This window comes from Halorientalis sp. IM1011 (assembly GCF_001989615.1).
Classification (GTDB): domain Archaea; phylum Halobacteriota; class Halobacteria; order Halobacteriales; family Haloarculaceae; genus Halorientalis.
In genome coordinates, this window is the sequence record NZ_CP019067.1 from 2,524,297 (window position 1) to 2,542,946 (window position 18,650).

An 18,650-nucleotide genomic window follows, 5' to 3' on the forward strand; every position below is an offset into this window, starting at 1 on the left:
ATGGGACGACGAATTCAGGGACAACGACGCGGTCGCGGTGGCCCGACGTTCCAGGCCCCGTCACACCGCTACAAGGCGGACCTGTCGCACCGGAAGCTCGAAGACAAAGACGTCGTCTCCGGGACGGTCGTCGACATCGAACACGACCCGGCCCGCAGCGCACCCGTTGCGGCCGTCGAGTTCGACGACGGCGACCAGCGCCTCGTGCTCGCGCCCGAGGGGATCGGCCTGGGCGATACGATCCAGGTCGGTATCTCCGCGGCGATCGAGCCCGGCAACACGATGCCGCTGGCCGAGATCCCGGAAGGGGTCCCGGTCTGTAACGTCGAGGCCAACCCCGGCGACGGTGGGAAGTTCGCCCGCGCGTCGGGCGTCTCCGCCAATCTGATGACTCACGACCGCTCGGTCGCGGTCGTGAAGCTCCCGTCGGGGGAGATCAAGCGGCTCGATCCGGACTGCCGGGCGACCATCGGGGTCGTCGCCGGTGGCGGTCGGACCGAGAAGCCCCACGTCAAGGCGGGGAACAAGTACCACAAGATGAAAGCGCGAGGGACGAAGTGGCCGAACGTCCGCGGTGTGGCGATGAACGCCGTCGACCACCCGTTCGGTGGTGGCGGTCGCCAGCACCCGGGCAAGCCCAAGTCCATCTCGCGGAACGCGCCGCCGGGCCGGAAGGTCGGGGACATCAGTTCCCGGAAGACCGGCCGCGGCGGGAAGGGTGGTTCTGAATGAGTTCGGAGTACCAGATCGGCCACGAGGGAGAGTTCTCCTACCGTGGTCACAGTCTCGAGGAGTTGCAGGACATGGACGTCGACGAGGTCGCGGAACTGCTCCCCGCACGCCAGCGGCGAAGCATCGAGCGCGGCCTGTCCTACGAGAAAGAACAGCTGCTCGAGGAGGCCCGCGAGGCCGGCGAGGAGGAGACCGCGAACGATCCGATCCGCACGCACCTCCGGGACATGCCGATCCTGCCGGAGATGATCGGACTCACGTTCGCCGTCCACAACGGCCAGAGCTTCGAGCGCGTCGAGGTCGAGCCGGAGATGCTGGGCCACTACCTCGGCGAGTTCCAGCTCACACGGACATCCGTCGAGCACGGACAGGCCGGGATCGGGGCGACCCGCTCCTCGAAGTTCGTGCCACTCAAGTAACACATGGGAATCAGCTACTCAATCGACCCGGACCCGGACACGACGGCGAAAGCGATGCTTCGGGAACGGCAGATGAGCCACAAGCACAGCAAGGCCATCGCCCGCGAGATCAAGGGCATGACCGCCGACGAGGCCACGGAGTACCTCGAAGCGGTCGTCAACGAAGAGCAGTCGGTGCCCTTCAAGTCCCACAACTCGGGCGTCGGCCACCGCAACGACATCGACGGCTGGGACGCCGGTCGCTTCCCCGAGAAGGCCAGCGAGGCCTTCCTCGACCTGCTGGAGAACGCGGTCGGCAACGCCGACAACCAGGGCTTCGACGGTGAGTCCATGGAGATCATCCACGTCGCCGCCCACAAGGTCGGCGAGACCCGCGGCCGCAAGCCCCGCGCGATGGGGCGGGCCACTGAGTGGAACTCCCCGGAAGTCGACGTCGAACTGATCCTCGAGGAGGTCGAGAACTGATGGCTGACGAACACCAGTTCATCGAGGACGGCCTCCAGCGGACCCAGATCGACGAGTTCTTCGCCGACGAACTGGGCCGTGCGGGCTACGGCGGCATGGACGTCGCCAAGACGCCGATGGGGACCCAGATCGTCCTCAAGGCCGAAAAACCCGGCATGGTCATCGGCAAGGGCGGGAAGAACATCCGGAAGGTCACGACCGAACTCGAAGATCGGTTCAACCTCGAAGACCCCCAGATCGACGTTCAGGAGGTCGAAGAGCCGGACCTGAACGCCCGGATCGTCGCCGATCGCCTGGCCAACGCCCTCGAACGCGGCTGGTACTTCCGGAAGGCCGGTCACACCACGATCGACCGGATCATGGAAGCCGGCGCACTCGGGGCCGAGATCGTCCTCTCGGGCAAAGTCACGGGCGCACGCTCACGCGTGGAGAAGTTCAACCGTGGCTACATCAAGCACAACGGTGAGCCCGCAGAGACCATCGTCGACCACGGTCAGGGGACGGCGGTCATGAAGCTCGGCACGATCGGCGTGGACGTGAAGATCATCCCGCCGAACGCCCAGCTCCCCGACGACTTCCGCATCTACGAGGACGCGGACGTCGAGGACTACGTCGAAGACGTCGAGGGCGAGAGCGTCGAGGAACTCCTCGAAGGCGAACCCGAGGAGGGTGACGAGGAGCCCTCGACGGGCGCGCCGCCGGAGGACGCCGACGAGGCCGAACCGGCCGACGAGGACGTCGCCGAGGAGGTCCTCGACGAAGAGATCGTCGAGGAAGACGTCGAGGTGCCCGACGAGGAACCCGACGACGTCGACATCGACGAACTCGACGACGCCATCGAGTCCGAAGTCGACGAGGACACCGAGGCCGAAGCGGAAGAGCTGATGGACGAGATGGAAGACGAGGCCGACGAGGCCGAGGAGGATGAGCAATGACGATCATCCACACCGACGAGATCCGCGACATGACGCCGCCTGAACGGCAGGCGGAACTCGAGGATCTGGAGACGGAACTGCTGAACACCCGGGCCGTGCAGGCCGCGGGTGGTCGCCCGGAGAATCCGGGCGAGATCAAAGAGATCAGGAAAGCCATCGCCCGGATCAAGACGATCCAGCGCGAAGAAGGCGACCTGGACGAGGAATAACGATGCCACTGACACCCGCGACGCTCACGCGACACGAACTCATCGGCCGCCCGGTTCGGGTGGTCGCCGCGTCCAACCCCGATCTCGTCGGCATCGCCGGCGAGGTCGTGATGGAGACGACGCGGACCCTGTCGATAGAGGGTAGTACGGCAGAGCGGGTGTGGCAAGTGCCGAAGGGCGACGCGACGTTCGAGTTCGATCTTCCCGGCGGTGAAACGGTCACTGTCGAGGGCGAACAGTTGGTCGCGCGGCCTGCGCGGCGCACGGAACGAACAGGTGATTCGAAATGGCGCTAGGACTTAACGTAGAACGGCCGGAGGAGGCCTGCTCCGACGAGAACTGCCCGTTCCACGGCACACTCAGTGTGCGTGGGCAGACGCTCGAAGGGGAGGTCGCCTCCACGGACATGGACAAGACCGTGATCGTCGAACGCGAGTACGACGTGAAGGTGCCCAAGTACGACCGATTCATGAAGCGTCGGTCGCGCGTCCCGGCTCACGCACCCCCGTGCGTGGACCTGGAGGTGGGCGACACGGTCCGTATCGCAGAGACACGACCGCTCTCGAAGACGAAAAGCCACGTCGTCGTGGAACGCGTGGCCTCGGCGGACGCCACCGAGGTGGCCGCCGCTGGAGGTGACGACTGATGGAGGCACTCGGTGCCGACGTCACCCAGGGCCTCGAGAAGGGCTCGCTGATCACGTGTGCCGACAACACAGGCGCACGCCAGCTCAAGGTGGTCAGCATCTCGGGGTACTCCGGGACGCTGAACCGCCACCCGAAAGCGGGCCTCGGTGACAAGATCACCGTCTCGGTCACCAAGGGGACGCCGGAGATGCGTCGCCAGGTGCTCGAAGCGGTGGTCGTCCGCCAGCGCAAGCCGATCCGGCGGCCGGACGGCACACGCGTGAAGTTCGAGGACAACGCGGCGGTCATCATCGACGAGAACGAGGAACCCCGCGGGACCGAGATCAAGGGTCCCATCGCTCGCGAGGTCGCCGAACGGTTCGGCTCCATCGCGAGCACGGCTACGATGATAGTATGACACGACAACCACACAAACAGCGAACCCAGACCGAGCGCGCGCCGCTGCACGAGCGCCACGCCGAGGTGCGGGCGACGCTGGCCGACGACCTCCGCGAGGAGTACGGCCAGCGAAACGTCCGCGTCAACGCGGGCGACACGGTCGAGGTCCTGCGTGGCGACCACGCCGGCGAGGAAGCCGAGGTCGTCGCCGTGGACCTGACCGATCAGGTCGTCCACGTCGAGGACGTGACGCTGGAGAAGGCGGACGGGGAGGAAGTGCCCCGGCCGCTGGACGCGTCGAACCTCCGCGTGACGGCCCTCGACCTCGAGGACGAGCGGCGGCAGGCGCGACTCGAATCGGAGGAGGATAGCGCATGACGAAACATCAGAAACGACTCTCCGTCCCGAAGAGTTGGCCGGTCGAGCGCAAGACCGAGACGTTCACGGTGAAGGCAGACGCCGGTCCGCACGGCGAAGCAGGGGTCCCCCTGCTGATCGTCCTGCGGGACGTACTGGAGTACGCCGACTCCCGGAAGGAGGCCCGCTACGCCCTCAACCAGGACAACGTCCTGATCAACGGCAAGGCGGTCTCGGACGAGGAACGACCCGTCGGGATGTTCGACATCCTGGCGTTCACCGAGCGCGAGGAGTACTACCGCGTGTTCCCCGGCGAGGGCGGACGGCTCGCCCTGACGCCCATCGACGAGGAGTCGGCGGGCTCGAAGCTGGGCAAGATCGTCAACAAACAGCACATCCCCGGTGGGGACGTACAGCTGACCCTGCACGACGGCCAGACGCTGACCGTCGACGAGGACAGCGAGTACGGCGGCAACGACTCCATCGTCGTCGACAACGACGACGGGGAAATCGTGGCCCACTTCCCCTACCAGGAAGGCGAACTCGTGACGGCGGTCGCCGGCGCACACGCCGGTGACATCGGCCGGATCGAGGAGATCCAGATCACGCCGGGCAGCTCCGAGAACAACGTCCTCGTCGAGCAAGAGGACGACGACGGTTTCGAGACCGTCGAGGAGTACGTCGTCGTGATCGACGAGAACTTCGTCGAAGGAGGTGACGACGAATGAGCTCCGAGAGCGAATCCGGTGGCGACTTCCACGAGATGCGCGAACCGCGCATCGAGAAGGTCGTCGTCCACATGGGCGTCGGGCAGGGCGGTCGCGAACTGGCCAACGCCGAGGACATCCTGGCCGAGATCACGGACCAGCAGCCGGTCCGGACGACGGCCACGGAGACCGTCGGCGAGTTCGACATCCGCGAGGGTGACCCCATCGGTGCGAAGGTCACGCTGCGCGACGAGGAAGCCGAGTCGTTCCTGGAGACGGCGATTCCGCTCGTCGACCTCTCGAAGTCCCAGTTCGACGACACCGGCAACTTCAGCTTCGGTGTCGAGGAACACACGGACTTCCCGAGCCAGGAGTACGATCCGAACATCGGGATCTACGGGCTGGACGTCACGGTCAACATGGTCCGCCCCGGCTACCGGGTGGCCAAGCGTGACAAGGCCTCGCGGTCGATCCCGTCGAACCACCGACTGAACCCCGACGACGCAGTCGCGTACGTCGAGGCGGCTTACGACGTGGAGGTCAACGAATGAGCGAAAGCGAGACAGAAGCCGACGCCGAGGGCGAGGAGACCGAGGAGGTCCGCGACGCCACCGGCGAGCAGACGGCGAAACGCACGGAGCAACTCCGCTCTTGCCAGCGGTGTGGTCGCGAGCAGGGACTGGTCGGCAAGTACGACATCTACCTCTGTCGTCAGTGCTTCCGCGAGATCGCACGCGGCATGGGCTTCAGGAAATACTCATGACAGGCAACGATCCGCTATCCAACGCGCTCTCGGGGCTGAACAACGCCGAAAGCGTCGGACATCTGGAGCAGACGGTATCGCCCGCCTCGAACGAGATCGGCAGCGTGCTCGAGGTCTTCTACGACCGCGGGTACATCGACGGGTTCAGTTTCGTCGACGACGGCAAAGCCGGTGAGTTCGAGGTCGAACTGAAGGGTGCGATCAACGAGTGTGGCCCCGTCAAGCCCCGCTATTCGGCGGGCGCAGACGAGTTCGAGAAGTGGGAGAAGCGGTTCCTCCCCGCTCGGGACTACGGCACACTCGTCGTGACCACCAGCCACGGGATCATGAGCCACTACGAGGCCCGCGAGGAGGGCATCGGTGGCCAGGTGATCGCCTACGTATACTGACAATGCCACGCACAGAACTCGAAATTCCGGACGAGGTAAGCGCCGAGATGGACCATCTCGACCTCAGCGTCGAGGGTCCCAACGGCAGTGTGACGCGCCGGCTCTGGTACCCGGACGTCGACGTCTCCATCGAGGATGGCGCGGTCGTCATCCAGAGCGAGAACGACGACGCCAAGACGAACTCGACGCTCGGCACCTTCGAGAGTCACGTCAGGAACATGTTCCACGGCGTGACCGAGGGCTGGGAGTACGAGATGGAAGTCTTCTACTCTCACTTCCCGATGAAGGTCCGCGTCGAGAACGACGAGGTCGTCATCGAGAACTTCCTCGGCGAGAAAGCGCCCCGGCGGACCACCATCCACGGGGACACCGAGGTCAGCGTCGACGGCGAGGAACTGACCCTGACGGGCTCGGACATCGAGGCCGTCGGCCAGACCGCCGCCGACATCGAACAGCTCACCCGGGTCAAGGACAAGGACATCCGGGTGTTCCAGGACGGCGTCTACATCACCGCGAAACCGAACCGAGGTGAGGCCTGATGACAGAAGACGAAGACAAGAGCAGAGAGGGACGTGGTGAGGACGCTCACAACGACGAACTCGAAGAGGAAGTCGCCGCCGAAGACGACGCCACGCAGGTCGACGAGGAAGAACTCGCCGGCGACGCCGCCGAGCGTGAGCAGGCTGGCGACGACGAACTGACCGACATCGCGGGCGTCGACACCCAGACCGCTGCGACCCTTCGCGGGGCCGGCTACGAGACGACCGACGACCTCGCGGAGGCGAGTCAGGACGACCTGACCGACATCGAGGGCATCGGCAACGCACTGGCGGCCCGCATCGAGGCCGAGGTCGGCGACGTGGAAGTCGACGACGAGACCGACGCGGAGGTCGAAGGCGACGACTCGGCGGCCGAGGAGGCCGACGAGACCTACGACGACCTGACCGACATCAGCGGCGTCGGCGACTCGAAGGCGGCCGCGCTGGAAGGCGAAGGCTACCGGACGGTCGACGACGTTCGCGGTGCGAGCCAGGACGACCTGTCCGAAGTCGACGGCATCGGCAACGCGCTGGCGGCCCGCATCAAGGCGGACGTGGGCGGACTCGAAGTCAGCGAGGAGACCGAGGCCGAAGTCGAAGACGAGTCGCCCGAACCAGAGGAGGCCGAGGACGTCGAGACGGAACTCCAGGCCCGCGGGCTGACCGAGAAGACGCCGGACCTCTCCGAGAACGAGCAGCGGCTCCTTAACCAGCGGGGACGCGAAGGCAAACCGCAGTTCAACCGCCAGGACTACCACAAGAAAAAGCGGGTGCCCACCTCGTGGCGTCGCCCACGCGGCCAGCTCTCGAAGCAGCGCCGCGGCATCAAGGGCAAAGGCGACACGGTTCAGGCCGGGTTCCGCACCCCGAAAGCGGTTCGGGGCAAACACCCGAGCGGCTTCGAGGAGGTTCGCGTCCACAACGTGGACGACCTCGAAGGCGTCGACGGCGACCGCGAGGCGGTCCGGATCGCCTCGAAGGTCGGCGGCCGCAAGCGCGAACGCATCGAAGAGGAAGCCGAGGACCGCGGCGTGCGCGTCCTCAACCCCACCTACGTCGAAGTGGAGGTCGAAGAATGACGGATCTGAGTGCACAGAAACGGCTCGCGTCGGACATCCTGGACGTCGGGAAGAACAAGATCTGGTTCGACCCCGAGGAGCAGGGCGAAATCGCCGACGCGATCACGCGCGAGGACGTTCGTGAACTGATCGACCAGGGCACGATCCAGTCCGAGGACGCGAAGGGCAACTCACGCGGCCGGGCCCGCGAGCGCGCCGAGAAGCGCGCCTACGGCCACCAGAAGAACGCCGGCTCCCGGAAGGGCAAGTCCGGCGGCCGCCAGGACCCCAAGGAGGACTGGGAGAGCCGCATCCGCGCACAGCGGAACCGGCTGCGCGAGATGCGAGACGACGGTGACCTGTCGAGTTCGGAGTACCGCGAGCTCTACGACCAGGCTGGCGGTGGCGAGTTCGACAGCGTCGCCGACATGGAGCGATTCATCGACAATCAGTACGGAGGCGAATGACATGGCAACAGGACCACGATACAAGGTGCCGATGCGGCGTCGCCGCGAGGCACGAACCGATTACCACCAGAGGTTGCGCCTGCTGAAATCCGGGAAACCCCGGCTGGTCGCTCGCAAGAGCAACCAGCATACTACGGCGCAGCTGATCGTCACTGGCCCGCAGGGCGACGAGACGGTCGCGAGCGCACACTCCAGCGATCTCGAGGAGTTCGGCTGGGAGGCTCCCACCGGGAACCTGCCCGCCGCCTATCTCACGGGACTGCTGGCAGGCAAGCGCGCGCTCGCGAACGGATTCGAGGAGGCCGTGCTCGACATCGGCCTCAACACCGCCACGCCGGGCAGTAAGGTGTTCGCAGTACAGGAAGGTGCAATCGACGCCGGGCTCGAGATCCCCCACAACGACAGCGTGCTCGCCGACTGGGAGCGCACCAGTGGCGAACACATCGCCGAGTACGCCGAACAGCTCGACGAGCCGCTGTACTCCGGGGAGTTCGATGCCACGGAGCTGCCGTCGCACTTCAGCGACGTGCGAGAGACACTGATGGAGGCTGAACTATGAGCAACGGATGGGAACCGCGCACGCGGCTCGGCCGGAAGGTACAGGAGGGCGAGATCGACTCGATGAAGGAGGCCCTCAACTCCGGTCTGCCGCTGAAGGAACCGGAGGTCGTCGACCAGCTGGTCCCCGACCTCGAAGACGAAGTGCTGGACATCAACATGGTCCAGCGGATGACCGACTCCGGCCGCCGGGTGAAGTTCCGGTGTGTCGTCGTCGTGGGCAACCGCGACGGCCTCGTCGGCTACGCCGAGGGGCGTGACGACCAGGTCGGCGGTGCGATCCAGAAGGCGATCGACATCGGCAAGCTGAACCTGATCGACGTCTCCCGTGGCTGCGGGTCCTGGGAGTGTGGCTGTGGGCGACCCCACACCGTCGCGCTCCGGACGACCGGCAAGGCGGGCAGCGTCGAGGTCGAGCTCCAGCCGGCCCCGCGCGGGCTGGGACTGGCGGGCGGGGAGACCGTCCGGCACGTTCTCGAACTCGCCGGGATCGAAGACATCTGGACCCGTTCCTCGGGGAACACCCGGACCACGGTCAACTTCGCGAAGGCGACGTTCAACGCCCTGCAGAACACGGCCGAGGCCCGCGTGCCCCAGCGAACGATGGAGAAACGAGAGGTGATCGAGTGATGCAGGCGCTCGTCCAGATCCGCGGTGACGTGAACATGGCCGAGGACGTCAGCGACACGCTGGAGATGCTGAACGTCCACGACGTGAACCACTGCACGCTGGTGCCGGAGACCGACGCCTACCGCGGGATGATCCACAAGGTCAACGACTACGTCGCCTACGGCGAACCCAGTCAGGCGACCGTCGAGACGCTACTGCAGACGCGAGGCGAACCCCTCGAGGGCGACGCCGACATCGACGACGAGTGGGTCGCCGAGAACACGGACTACGACGCCATCGACGGCCTCGCCTTCGCGCTGATCGCCGAGGAGACGACGCTGCGCGAGCAGGGTCTGGCACCGGTGCTCCGACTGCACCCGCCCCGTGGCGGTCACGACGGCCTGAAGGGCCCGGCGTCCACGGACGGACAGCTCGGCAAACACACAACTGAGGAGATCGACGATCTCCTCACAGCGATGCGATAACAATGACGAGCAAAAAGAAACGACAGCGCGGCTCGCGGACGCACGGCGGCGGCAGTCACAAGAACCGTCGTGGCGCGGGTCACCGCGGTGGCCGCGGTCGCGCCGGTCGTGACAAACACGAGTTCCACAACTACGAACCGCTCGGCAAGTCCGGGTTCAAGCGCCCCCAGAAGCTCAAAGAGGAGATCGCGGAGATCGACCTCCGCGAACTCGACGAGGACGCCGCGCTACTGGCGGCCGACGGCGTTGCCGAAGAGACCGACGGCGGCTTCCGGATCGACGTGCGGGACGTCGTCGAGGACGGCCACGAGGTCGACGCGGTGAAGGTCCTCGGCGGCGGGCAGGTCCGCAACGAACTGACCGTCCTCGCGGACGACTTCTCCGAGTCGGCCCGGGAACTGCTCGAATCGGCCGGTGGCAGCGCGGAGCTCACCGAACGCGGCGAGAAACGACAGGCCGAACGCGAAGACGAATCCGATAAGGATACAAGCGAGGAAGAAGGGTCCGCGTAGTATGGGTTGGAAAGAAACCGCCGAACCGGTACTCACCCGCATGCCCTCAGTGGCACGGCCGGAGGGCCACGTTCCGTTCAAACGGAAGCTGGCCTGGACGGCCGGCGTGCTGGTGTTGTATTTTTTCCTGACGAACGTCTACCTGTACGGACTGGGCACAGCAGGCGGCGACATCTTCGGGCGCTTCCGCTCGATCCTCGCCGGCGGGCAGGGGACGATCCTCCAGCTTGGGATCGGTCCCATCGTCACCGCATCCATCGTCCTGCAGTTGCTCGGCGGTGCGGACTTGCTGGGACTGGACACCCAGAACAACCCCCGTGACCAGGTGCTCTACCAGGGTCTCCAGAAGCTGCTGGTGATCGTGATGTGTATCCTGACGGGGCTACCGATGGTCTTCGCCGGCAACTTCCTGCCCGCGAGCCCGCAGGTCGCACAGAGCCTCGGAATCGGGCTCGCCGGTGTGAAGATGCTGATCTTCGCCCAGGTGTTCATGGGCGGGATCCTCATCCTCTACATGGACGAGGTCATCTCGAAGTGGGGCGTCGGCTCCGGTGTCGGTCTGTTCATCGTCGCCGGTGTCAGCCAGCGCCTCATCGGCGGTTTCTTCGCCCTGCCCGGAATCGGCTCGGAACAGGTCGGGTTCTTCCCGTCCTGGATCCTGATCGCGATCGGCGAACAGCCGATCGGGTCGCTGTTCGGCTCGGGGCTCCAGCAGGTGCTCATGAGCTCGCAATTCGGCCTGATCCGGCTGGCGACGACGATCTTCATCTTCGTGGTGGTCGTCTACGCCGAGTCGGTGCGCGTCGAGATTCCGCTGTCGAACGCACGGGTCAAGGGCGCGCGCGGTCGCTTCCCGGTGAAGCTGATCTACGCGAGCGTCCTGCCGATGATCCTCGTGCGTGCGCTGCAGGCGAACCTCCAGTTCCTGGGGCGGATCCTGAACGCACAGCTCGGAGCGGGGATGCCGGCCTGGCTCGGCACGTACTCGGAGTCCCAGCCCACCGGCGGGCTGTTCTACTACATGGCGCCGATTCAGCGCCCGGGTGACTGGATCCCGGCGCTCGGTCAGACCACTGCGGAACTCTGGCAGATCGCGATCCGCGTCTCCGTCGACCTGACGTTCATGGTCATCGGTGGCGCGATCTTCGCGATCTTCTGGGTCGAGACGACCGACATGGGCCCCGAAGCGACGGCCCAGCAGATCCACGGCTCCGGGATGCAGATCCCCGGCTTCCGGCAGAACCCCGGCGTCATCGAGAAGGTTCTGGAGCGGTACATCCCCCAGGTCACCGTCATCGGCGGCGCGCTTGTCGGCCTGCTGGCCGTGATGGCCAACATGCTCGGCACCATCGGTGGTGTCGGTGGGACCGGCCTGCTGCTGACGGTCTCCATCACGTACAAGCTGTACGAGGAGATCGCAGAAGAGCAGCTCATGGAGATGCACCCCATGATGCGCCAGATGTTCGGCTAACACCGGGCACCCGTTCTTCTCTCTCGACCGCGGTTCGGTATCGGGACGTACGTGCGCTCGCTCGAAGCGACCGGTAGCTTATTGCCCGTCTCCCGTCATTTTTCACCGAATGGAGCTGGTTCCGGCCGTCGATCCCGTATTCGTCGCCTACATCGCGGCGTTCGCTGTGGCGGCGGTGGGCTGTTTCGCCAGCGTGGGCCGGGTCACCCGGATCGAGGACACGGACACGCGACGCGGTCTCGTGGCGCTACTCGTCACGAGCGGTGGCTGGGCACTCGCGCACGTGGGCTTCCTGCTCGCGCCGACCGAACCACTGAAACAGGGCTTCTATCTCGTCGGACTCGTCGTCGGGTTCGCGACCGTCGGTCCGTGGCTGTACTTCTGCTCGGCGTACACCAATCGGTCGCTGCACCGCGACGTGAGCCTCCGCCGCGTCGCGGTCGGCGTGTTTCTGGCGATCGTGGCGGTGAAGCTCACGAACCCGGTCCACGGGCTGTATTTCTCCGCGACGCCGACCGCGACGCCGTTTCCCCATCTCGCGGTCACGCACGAACCGCTCCACTGGATCGTGATGGGGCTGTCGTACGCGCTCGCGATCGTCGGGGCGTTCATGCTCTTCGAGTACTTCGCACAGGTCGGGTACGACACGACGCCGCTGCTGGCGCTCGTCGGCGCGACGGGGCTGCCCATCGTGTTCGACATCGTGGGCTTTGCGACGCCGTATCTCATCGACATCACCTACGAACCGCTCGGCGTGGCCGTCTTCGCCGTCGGTGTCGCCTTCGTCTACCTCGACCGGTTCCGGTCGGTCCAGTTGGCCGGCAGTCACGACGATCCGATCATCGTCGTCGACGACGCGGATCGTATTCGCGACTACAACGACCGGGCAGGGGACCGCTTCCCGGAACTGCGGGGGGACGTGCTCGGCGACCCGCTCTGGACGATCGTCCCGGACGTGACGGACGCGCTCGACTCCGGGGAGGGGATCGTCGAGCGGGCCAGCGACGACGGCGTCCGGTACTATCAGGTCTCGGAGAGTCCCTTCGCCGCTGGCCAGGCGACCCTGGGGCGACTGATCGTCTTTACTGACATCACGGAGCGGGAGCGATACAGGCGGGAACTGGAACGGCAGAACGAGCGGCTGGATCGGTTCGCCGGGATGGTCAGTCACGACCTCCGGAACCCGCTCAACGTGGCGATGTCTCGTCTGGAACTGGCCCGCAACAGTCGCGACGACGAGAACCTGCGGACGGCCAGTCAGGCGCTCGATCGGATGGAGACGATGATCCGGGACGTGCTGGCACTGGCCCGCCACGGCCAGCCGATCGACGAGACGGAATCGGTGACGCTGTCCGGCCTCGCGCGTCAGTCCTGGCGCATGGTCGACGCCGGCGAGGCAACCCTCCAAGTCGATGGCGACCTGACGTTCACGGCGGACGCGACCCGCCTCCAGCACCTGCTGGAGAACCTCTTCCGCAACTCACTGGAACACGGCGGCGAGGACGTGACGATCCGCGTGGGGGCACTCGCCGACGGGACGGGCTTTTTCGTCGAAGACGACGGGCCGGGGATCCCGGCCGAGGAGCGGGAGTCGGTCTTCGAGAGCGGCTACTCGACGGCCGACGACGGGACCGGATTCGGGCTGGCGATCGTCGACGAGGTCGTCGACGCCCACGACTGGGAGCGCACGCTGACCGAGAGCGAGGCTGGCGGCGTCCGAATCGAGATCACTGGCGTGTGAGGTCGCCGCGACGGCGGCGAGGCGGAAGACCTAATATCGGCGTCCCGCGTTCTCCGGCAACTGCATGCAAGACGTCGTACTGCTGACCGCGGACTCGGTTCGTCGGGACTTCGTCGACGCCATGCCCTTCGTCTCCGATCACGAGGTGCTGACTGGCGTGACTGCAGGCCACTACACGCGGCCGAGTCTGGCGGCGCTGCAGTCCTCGCGGCTGCGTGCGTCGGTCCAGTCGCGGGTCGTCGGGCCGACGATCGCCGAGGCGTTCAGCGAGGCGGGCTATACGACCATCGGGCTGGTGCCGACGGCACAGGCCGATCCGGCCTTCGGGTTCGACGACGGCTTCGACCACTACGACAACTACATGTCCGGGTCGGGCAACGCCGCGTCGAACCGGCGGAGCAGTCTCCGGGAGTATCTCGGCTCGTTCGACATCGTCCGGCAGGTGTACCGCCGGGTCTATCCGATGGAGGCCAACATGGACGACCTGCCCGAAGACGACGAGGTGGTCGACGAGGCCATCGAGCGGTTCAACGACGCCGACGGGCCCCGGTTCCTCTGGGTCCACCAGATGGAGAGCCACCGACCCTACGGCACCGGTGAGGACGCGATTCCCTCTGCGATCGACCGCAAGGCCGAGGCGTCGGGCGGTCGCCACTGGTTCGGCTCCTCGGAGGTGACCGACGCGGAACGCGGGATCATCACGTCGGCCTACCGCGACGCGCTGGGTCGGGTCGACGACCGGATCGAGCGCGTCCTCACGGAGATCGACAGCGAGGACCCGATCTTCGCCTTCGCCGCCGACCACGGTGACGAGTTCGGCGAGGAGGAGTACTACTACCACCAGGGGTACCGCCGGCGGGTGCCCGACACGGTGATCCGGGTGCCAGTCGTTCTCGACGGGGTCGAGACGACCGGCGACAGGCTGAGTCTGCTGGACATCGGGCCGACGCTGGCGGCCGGGGTTGGGATCGACGCGCCCGATGCCTGGCAGGGGACGGACCTGACCGAGGCGGCGACCGAGGAAGCGGTGACGGTCGCGCCCTGGCACGAGAAAGCGACGGTCGCGTGGCAGGACTTCGAGCGGAAACTGATCGCCCGGGACGCAGACGTGTCGATGACGGAGGGCGGCGAGGAGGTGGCGGTCGACCGGACGGAGGTGTCCGACGAGGTCGAACGCCAGTTGCAGGATCTGGGGTACGCGGACGCGGGGTGAGCGGGCCGTACGCGGCCCTGTGGGCCTGTGTGCGGGCCGAGACACAACGCATTTAACGGTTCTCACGAAATCGAAGTTCAATTAGCATGTTGGCCACTGGGTCGCCCTTTCAGGCCACCGGCCTCGACAGCCCGACGCTGACGGCCGTGCTGGTGGCCGTCGCCCTCCTGACCTTCCTCTGGGGGTTCAGACGCTACCGGCGTAGTTTCTCGAAGACGGAGTTCGGCGTGGCGACGGCCATCGCGGCCGGCACGCTGGTGATCGCAGTCTTTCCCGACCTGTTCAACGCGCTCGGGAACGTTCTGCGGATCGAGCGGCGGCCGCTGGTCATCTCGCTGGTGGCCACCGTCCTGCTGATGGCGCTCGTGCTGTACGTCATCGGCCGGCTTCGCGAACAGCAGCTCACGATCGCCGAACTCACCCGGAGTCTCACCGTGGATCAGGCCGATATCCACGGTGACGGGGAACGAACGGTCTACGTCGTCATCCCGGCGTACAACGAGGCCGACAGCGTCCAGTCGGTCGTGGACTCCCTGCCAGAGACGGTCCGAGGGTACGAGGTCGTGCCGCTGGTCGTCTCGGACGGCTCCTCGGACGCGACCGCTCGCCGGGCCGGCAAGACCGACGCGGCGGTCGTCGAACACCCGATCAACCAGGGGCAGGGCGGCGCGCTGAAGACGGGCTTCGAGATTGCGCGGGAGAACGGGGCGGACGTGGTGGTCACCATCGACGCCGACGGCCAGCACCCGATCGATCAGCTCGACAACCTGATCGGGCCGATCGTCGACGACGACGCCGACTACGTCGTCGGCTCGCGCTACATCGGGACCGACCGCTCGGGCAACGGCCCCGTCAGGCAGGTCGGCATCCGGACGTTCACGTGGCTGATCAACCTGCTCACGGACATGGAGATCAGCGACTGCACGAACGGGTTCCGGGCGATCCGTGGGTCGCGACTCGACGACCTGACGCTGACCGAAGAGCAGTTCAGCGCACCGGAACTGCTCATCGAGGCGCGCAAGAACGGGCTGCGTATCCGGGAGATCCCGGTCACGATCGCCGAGCGGGAACACGGCGAGAGCAAGAAGCCGAAGGTCAGGTACGCGCTGGGGCTGATGCGGACGATCCTCGTGACCTGGATCCGCTAGCCGAACAGGCGTTCCAGCAGCGACCGGTCGCGGGCTTTCTCGGCTAACAACACTGAGCACTCCACCTCGTCGACCACGTCGAGCACGAGCGACCCGCGCACGAGCCGTTCGAGCAGGCCTTCCTCGGTCGCGCCGATGATCATCAGGGTCGCGTCCCCGGCGGCGGTCTCGATGGCCGTTTCCACGTCGCCGGTCTCGACCCGGAGGTCGGCGTCCCCGAGGCCGTTCTCCTCGGCCCACTCCGAGAGGAAGGTTCGGCCGGTGTCTTCGTCGTCGGCGACGTGCAGCAGGGTCACCTCGGAGTCGTACTCGGCCTGTAACATCTGCGCGGTGGCGGCACTCAGCTCGGAGTCCGGGCCGCCGGCGGTGGGGACGAGCACGCGCGAGGGGTCGAAGCCCCGGTTCTTCAGGACGAGGAAGTCACAGGGCAGATCCTGTGCGAGTTCGTCGATGGCGGACTCGGCCCGGCCCGGCGAACCGTGCGAGTCGGGGCCCCAGCCCATCACGACGAGGTCGGCCTCGTGTGACTCGGCGGCGGTGAAAATCTCCTCGAAGGAGCGGTGTGAGAGGATCGTTTGGGTCTCGACGGGGACGCCGAACGTCTCGGCGTCGGCCTCGGCGGCGGACAGCAGGTCGGCCGACTCGGCGTCGAGGTCGTCGACGTGGTCGGCCCCGTAGGCCAGCGAGGTCTGGTCGGGGACAGTGACGATGTGGGTGGCCAGCACGCTCCCGTCGCGCTGTTTCGCGATGGCGCTGGCGAGCGTGATGAGTTCCGTCTCGTGTTCGGGGTTGGCCAGCGGGACCATCACCCTGTACTGGCCGCCGTCGGGCTGGACACCCTCGGCCGCAGCCACAGCGGAATCGGGCATGTCCTCGGAGCGTGCCTGGACGTACTGGCCGAGGATGCCCTGCTTCTCGGTGCGCGTGCGGGCGTAGACGAAGTACCACGCGACGGCGGCGGCGACCAGTCCGAACCCGAGCGTGACGATGGTCGGCTCGATGAAGTAGATCAACGCGAAGGAGGTGATCGCGCCGAGGATCGGCGTGAACGGGTACAGCGGGACGGTGTAGTCGGGCTGGTAGTCGGCCGGATCCGCCGTCCGCATCACGATCAACGCGATGTTGAGCAGGCCGTAGATCACCAGATGGAGGAAGCTGGCGGTGCTGGACAGCGAGACGACGGCGTCCCCGCCGACGACGTTCGCGCCGACGATGAACGCGATGATGAGCGCGCCGGTGACCGCGATCGAGCGGTAGGGCGTCGCGAACCGGTCGTGGATGTCGTTCAGCGCGGGCGTGATCAGGCGATCCCGGCCCATGGCGAAGTTGATGCGGGAGGACGCCAGGATCGAGGCGTTCGCAGAGGAAGCCGTCGCGAGCAGGCCACCGAACAGCATGGCGACGGCTCCGAGCGGGCCGAGCAACTCCCGGGCGGCCGAGACCACGACGATGTTGCCGGCCCCCTGTTCGGCGGCGATGAAGCCCTGCGGTACCGCAGCGCTCATCGCGATCAACACGAGGCCGTAGATGGCCGTCACGAGGACGACACTGCCGATGACGGCGCGGGGCAGGTTTCGCCCGGGGTCTTTGATCTCCTCGGCGACGCTCGTGATCTGGACGAACCCGAGATAGGAGACGAAGATGATGCCCGTCGTCACCATCATCGGGCCGTATCCCCTGGCCTCCGGGAGGTTCGCCGGATCGGCCCGGAGCGCCCCGGCGATGGTGAAGACCGTGAGAATCGCGATCAAGATTACGACGATGATGTTCTGGAGCCGGCCGGTCTCCTTCGCGCCGACGTAGTTGACCGAGATGAAAAAGAGGCCGCCGAGCACCGCCAGGAACGTCACGGTGTCTGCGGTGAGAACGCCGAGGCCGACGGTCGCACGGATCCAGTCGGCGACCGAGCCCAGTCCCACCTGCCGGACGAGGCCGACGAGTCCGCCGACGAAGTCGATCTTCTCGCCCAGTCCGGCGATGGCAGCGATGTACTCGCCGAATCCGACCATGTAGAAGGCGGAGGCGAAGGCCAGCCCGAGCCAGTTGGCCCAGCCGGCGATCGAGCCGAACAGGGGGCCCAGTGCGTGGTTGACGTAGTAGTACGCGCCGCCCGATTTGGGCATCGCGGTCCCGAGTTCGCTGGCCGATAAGGCCGTGAGCAGGGCGATCCCACCGCCGACGAGGAAGGCGACGACGGCGAAGGATCCGGACAGCTGGATCGCGTCGCCCGGCAACACGAAGATGCCCGCGCCGATCATTGTCCCGACGCCGATGGTCAGCGCGGCCAGCGGCCCCAGGTCCTTGGCGAGTTCCTCGTCGCTCATCCATCCCCTCCGTCGGTCTCCTCGTCAGGGAGGACCACGACGGGCCGATCCGTCTCGGTGATCAGGTCCAGCGCCACGTCGCCGGTCAACAACTGGACCCACCGGCTCCCGCCCCGCGGCGTGAAGACGATAGCCGTCGCGTCGATCTCGTCGGCCACGTCGAAGATCGTCTCGGCCACGTCCGTGCCGTAGGCGATCTCGGTCTCGACGCCCTCGCCCAGTTCCTCGCGGACGACGGCGAAGATCTTCTCGGCCTCCTCCTCGCGCTGTTCGACGGAGGCCTTGTCGACAGCGCCGCCGGCCTTCTCGATCACGTGGACGGCGACGACGCGGTCGGCGTCTGCTCCGTACGAATCGAACGCTCGCGCGGTGGTCCGTGCGTCATCCCTGCTCGCGACCGGCAGGAGGACCCGATCGAAGAGGTCGGTCATCGTGGTCCGTCCGCGCGCCACCGTTCGGTCGGTCCGATTCCCCTTTCTCGTGACCGAATCCGTCCCATCATGTGCGGGACTGATAGTCGACCG

Annotated in this window: 26 protein-coding genes; 24 read left to right on the forward strand and 2 right to left on the reverse strand. The window is 66.5% G+C overall.

The window, feature by feature from the left end; translation table 11 throughout:
• The 24 genes from BV210_RS12945 to BV210_RS13060 all read left to right on the forward strand — a co-directional run bounded on the left by BV210_RS12945 (position 1) and on the right by BV210_RS13060 (position 15,802).
• Complete coding sequence (locus BV210_RS12945; protein ID WP_077207047.1) at positions 1 to 732, forward strand: 50S ribosomal protein L2; 732 nt, start codon at positions 1 to 3, stop codon at positions 730 to 732.
• Positions 729 to 1,151: a 30S ribosomal protein S19 gene (locus BV210_RS12950; protein ID WP_077207048.1), complete on the forward strand. Its 423-nt coding sequence runs from the start codon at positions 729 to 731 to the stop codon at positions 1,149 to 1,151. The genes BV210_RS12945 and BV210_RS12950 overlap by 4 nt, the downstream gene beginning before the upstream one ends.
• Before the next feature lie 3 nt (positions 1,152 to 1,154).
• The gene (locus BV210_RS12955; protein ID WP_077207049.1) at positions 1,155 to 1,616 is read left to right on the forward strand and encodes a 50S ribosomal protein L22; all 462 of its coding nucleotides are present in this window, start codon (positions 1,155 to 1,157) and stop codon (positions 1,614 to 1,616) included.
• Entirely contained in the window at positions 1,616 to 2,551 is a 936-nt protein-coding gene (locus BV210_RS12960; protein ID WP_077207050.1) for a 30S ribosomal protein S3, read from the forward strand. The genes BV210_RS12955 and BV210_RS12960 overlap by 1 nt, the downstream gene beginning before the upstream one ends.
• Positions 2,548 to 2,760 (forward strand): 50S ribosomal protein L29, encoded by a 213-nt coding sequence (gene rpmC / locus BV210_RS12965; RefSeq protein ID WP_077207051.1) that lies wholly within the window; start codon positions 2,548 to 2,550, stop codon positions 2,758 to 2,760. The genes BV210_RS12960 and rpmC overlap by 4 nt, the downstream gene beginning before the upstream one ends.
• 2 nt (positions 2,761 to 2,762) lie before the next feature.
• Entirely contained in the window at positions 2,763 to 3,056 is a 294-nt protein-coding gene (locus BV210_RS12970; RefSeq protein ID WP_077207052.1) for a ribonuclease P protein component 1, read from the forward strand.
• Complete coding sequence (locus BV210_RS12975) at positions 3,047 to 3,406, forward strand: 30S ribosomal protein S17 (protein WP_077207053.1); 360 nt, start codon at positions 3,047 to 3,049, stop codon at positions 3,404 to 3,406. Before BV210_RS12970 ends, BV210_RS12975 begins: the two co-directional genes overlap by 10 nt.
• Positions 3,406 to 3,804 carry a 50S ribosomal protein L14 gene (locus BV210_RS12980; RefSeq protein WP_077207054.1) on the forward strand — a complete coding sequence of 133 codons (399 nt, stop codon included), beginning with the start codon at positions 3,406 to 3,408 and terminating at the stop codon, positions 3,802 to 3,804. The genes BV210_RS12975 and BV210_RS12980 overlap by 1 nt, the downstream gene beginning before the upstream one ends.
• The gene (gene rplX, locus BV210_RS12985) at positions 3,801 to 4,163 is read left to right on the forward strand and encodes a 50S ribosomal protein L24 (protein WP_077207055.1); all 363 of its coding nucleotides are present in this window, start codon (positions 3,801 to 3,803) and stop codon (positions 4,161 to 4,163) included. Before BV210_RS12980 ends, rplX begins: the two co-directional genes overlap by 4 nt.
• Entirely contained in the window at positions 4,160 to 4,870 is a 711-nt protein-coding gene (locus BV210_RS12990; protein WP_077207056.1) for a 30S ribosomal protein S4e, read from the forward strand. The genes rplX and BV210_RS12990 overlap by 4 nt, the downstream gene beginning before the upstream one ends.
• Positions 4,867 to 5,400 (forward strand): 50S ribosomal protein L5, encoded by a 534-nt coding sequence (locus BV210_RS12995; RefSeq protein ID WP_077207057.1) that lies wholly within the window; start codon positions 4,867 to 4,869, stop codon positions 5,398 to 5,400. The genes BV210_RS12990 and BV210_RS12995 overlap by 4 nt, the downstream gene beginning before the upstream one ends.
• A complete protein-coding gene (locus BV210_RS13000) occupies positions 5,397 to 5,612 on the forward strand; it encodes a 30S ribosomal protein S14 (protein ID WP_077207058.1) in 216 nt (71 codons plus the stop codon). The genes BV210_RS12995 and BV210_RS13000 overlap by 4 nt, the downstream gene beginning before the upstream one ends.
• Positions 5,609 to 6,001 carry a 30S ribosomal protein S8 gene (locus BV210_RS13005; RefSeq protein WP_077207059.1) on the forward strand — a complete coding sequence of 131 codons (393 nt, stop codon included), beginning with the start codon at positions 5,609 to 5,611 and terminating at the stop codon, positions 5,999 to 6,001. Before BV210_RS13000 ends, BV210_RS13005 begins: the two co-directional genes overlap by 4 nt.
• A 2-nt stretch (positions 6,002 to 6,003) precedes the next feature.
• Complete coding sequence (locus BV210_RS13010; RefSeq protein WP_077207060.1) at positions 6,004 to 6,540, forward strand: 50S ribosomal protein L6; 537 nt, start codon at positions 6,004 to 6,006, stop codon at positions 6,538 to 6,540.
• Positions 6,540 to 7,619, forward strand: a complete 1,080-nt coding sequence (locus BV210_RS13015) for a 50S ribosomal protein L32e (protein WP_084802633.1) — start codon at positions 6,540 to 6,542, stop codon at positions 7,617 to 7,619. The genes BV210_RS13010 and BV210_RS13015 overlap by 1 nt, the downstream gene beginning before the upstream one ends.
• A complete protein-coding gene (locus BV210_RS13020; protein WP_077207061.1) occupies positions 7,616 to 8,065 on the forward strand; it encodes a 50S ribosomal protein L19e in 450 nt (149 codons plus the stop codon). The genes BV210_RS13015 and BV210_RS13020 overlap by 4 nt, the downstream gene beginning before the upstream one ends.
• A gap of 1 nt (position 8,066) precedes the next feature.
• Complete coding sequence (locus BV210_RS13025) at positions 8,067 to 8,624, forward strand: 50S ribosomal protein L18 (protein ID WP_077207062.1); 558 nt, start codon at positions 8,067 to 8,069, stop codon at positions 8,622 to 8,624.
• Positions 8,621 to 9,253, forward strand: coding sequence for a 30S ribosomal protein S5 (locus BV210_RS13030; RefSeq protein ID WP_077207063.1), 633 nt, complete (start codon positions 8,621 to 8,623; stop codon positions 9,251 to 9,253). Before BV210_RS13025 ends, BV210_RS13030 begins: the two co-directional genes overlap by 4 nt.
• Positions 9,253 to 9,717: a 50S ribosomal protein L30 gene (rpmD, locus tag BV210_RS13035; protein ID WP_077207064.1), complete on the forward strand. Its 465-nt coding sequence runs from the start codon at positions 9,253 to 9,255 to the stop codon at positions 9,715 to 9,717. The genes BV210_RS13030 and rpmD overlap by 1 nt, the downstream gene beginning before the upstream one ends.
• A 2-nt stretch (positions 9,718 to 9,719) precedes the next feature.
• Positions 9,720 to 10,229 carry an uL15m family ribosomal protein gene (locus BV210_RS13040; RefSeq protein ID WP_077207065.1) on the forward strand — a complete coding sequence of 170 codons (510 nt, stop codon included), beginning with the start codon at positions 9,720 to 9,722 and terminating at the stop codon, positions 10,227 to 10,229.
• A gap of 1 nt (position 10,230) precedes the next feature.
• Positions 10,231 to 11,700, forward strand: coding sequence for a preprotein translocase subunit SecY (gene secY / locus BV210_RS13045; RefSeq protein WP_077207066.1), 1,470 nt, complete (start codon positions 10,231 to 10,233; stop codon positions 11,698 to 11,700).
• 109 nt (positions 11,701 to 11,809) lie between these two features.
• Positions 11,810 to 13,441: an ATP-binding protein gene (locus tag BV210_RS13050; RefSeq protein WP_077207067.1), complete on the forward strand. Its 1,632-nt coding sequence runs from the start codon at positions 11,810 to 11,812 to the stop codon at positions 13,439 to 13,441.
• 64 nt (positions 13,442 to 13,505) lie between these two features.
• The gene (locus tag BV210_RS13055; protein ID WP_077207068.1) at positions 13,506 to 14,654 is read left to right on the forward strand and encodes a sulfatase-like hydrolase/transferase; all 1,149 of its coding nucleotides are present in this window, start codon (positions 13,506 to 13,508) and stop codon (positions 14,652 to 14,654) included.
• Between the two features lie 86 nt (positions 14,655 to 14,740).
• Positions 14,741 to 15,802 (forward strand): DUF2304 family protein, encoded by a 1,062-nt coding sequence (locus BV210_RS13060; RefSeq protein ID WP_077207069.1) that lies wholly within the window; start codon positions 14,741 to 14,743, stop codon positions 15,800 to 15,802.
• Here BV210_RS13060 and BV210_RS13065 read toward each other — a convergent pair.
• Both BV210_RS13065 and BV210_RS13070 read right to left on the reverse strand, forming a co-directional pair.
• Entirely contained in the window at positions 15,799 to 18,126 is a 2,328-nt protein-coding gene (locus tag BV210_RS13065; RefSeq protein WP_077207070.1) for an amino acid permease, read from the reverse strand. The genes BV210_RS13060 and BV210_RS13065 overlap by 4 nt on opposite strands.
• The gene (locus BV210_RS13070) at positions 18,123 to 18,557 is read right to left on the reverse strand and encodes a universal stress protein (RefSeq protein WP_077207071.1); all 435 of its coding nucleotides are present in this window, start codon (positions 18,555 to 18,557) and stop codon (positions 18,123 to 18,125) included. The genes BV210_RS13065 and BV210_RS13070 overlap by 4 nt, the downstream gene beginning before the upstream one ends.
• Positions 18,558 to 18,650 lie beyond the last annotated feature (93 nt).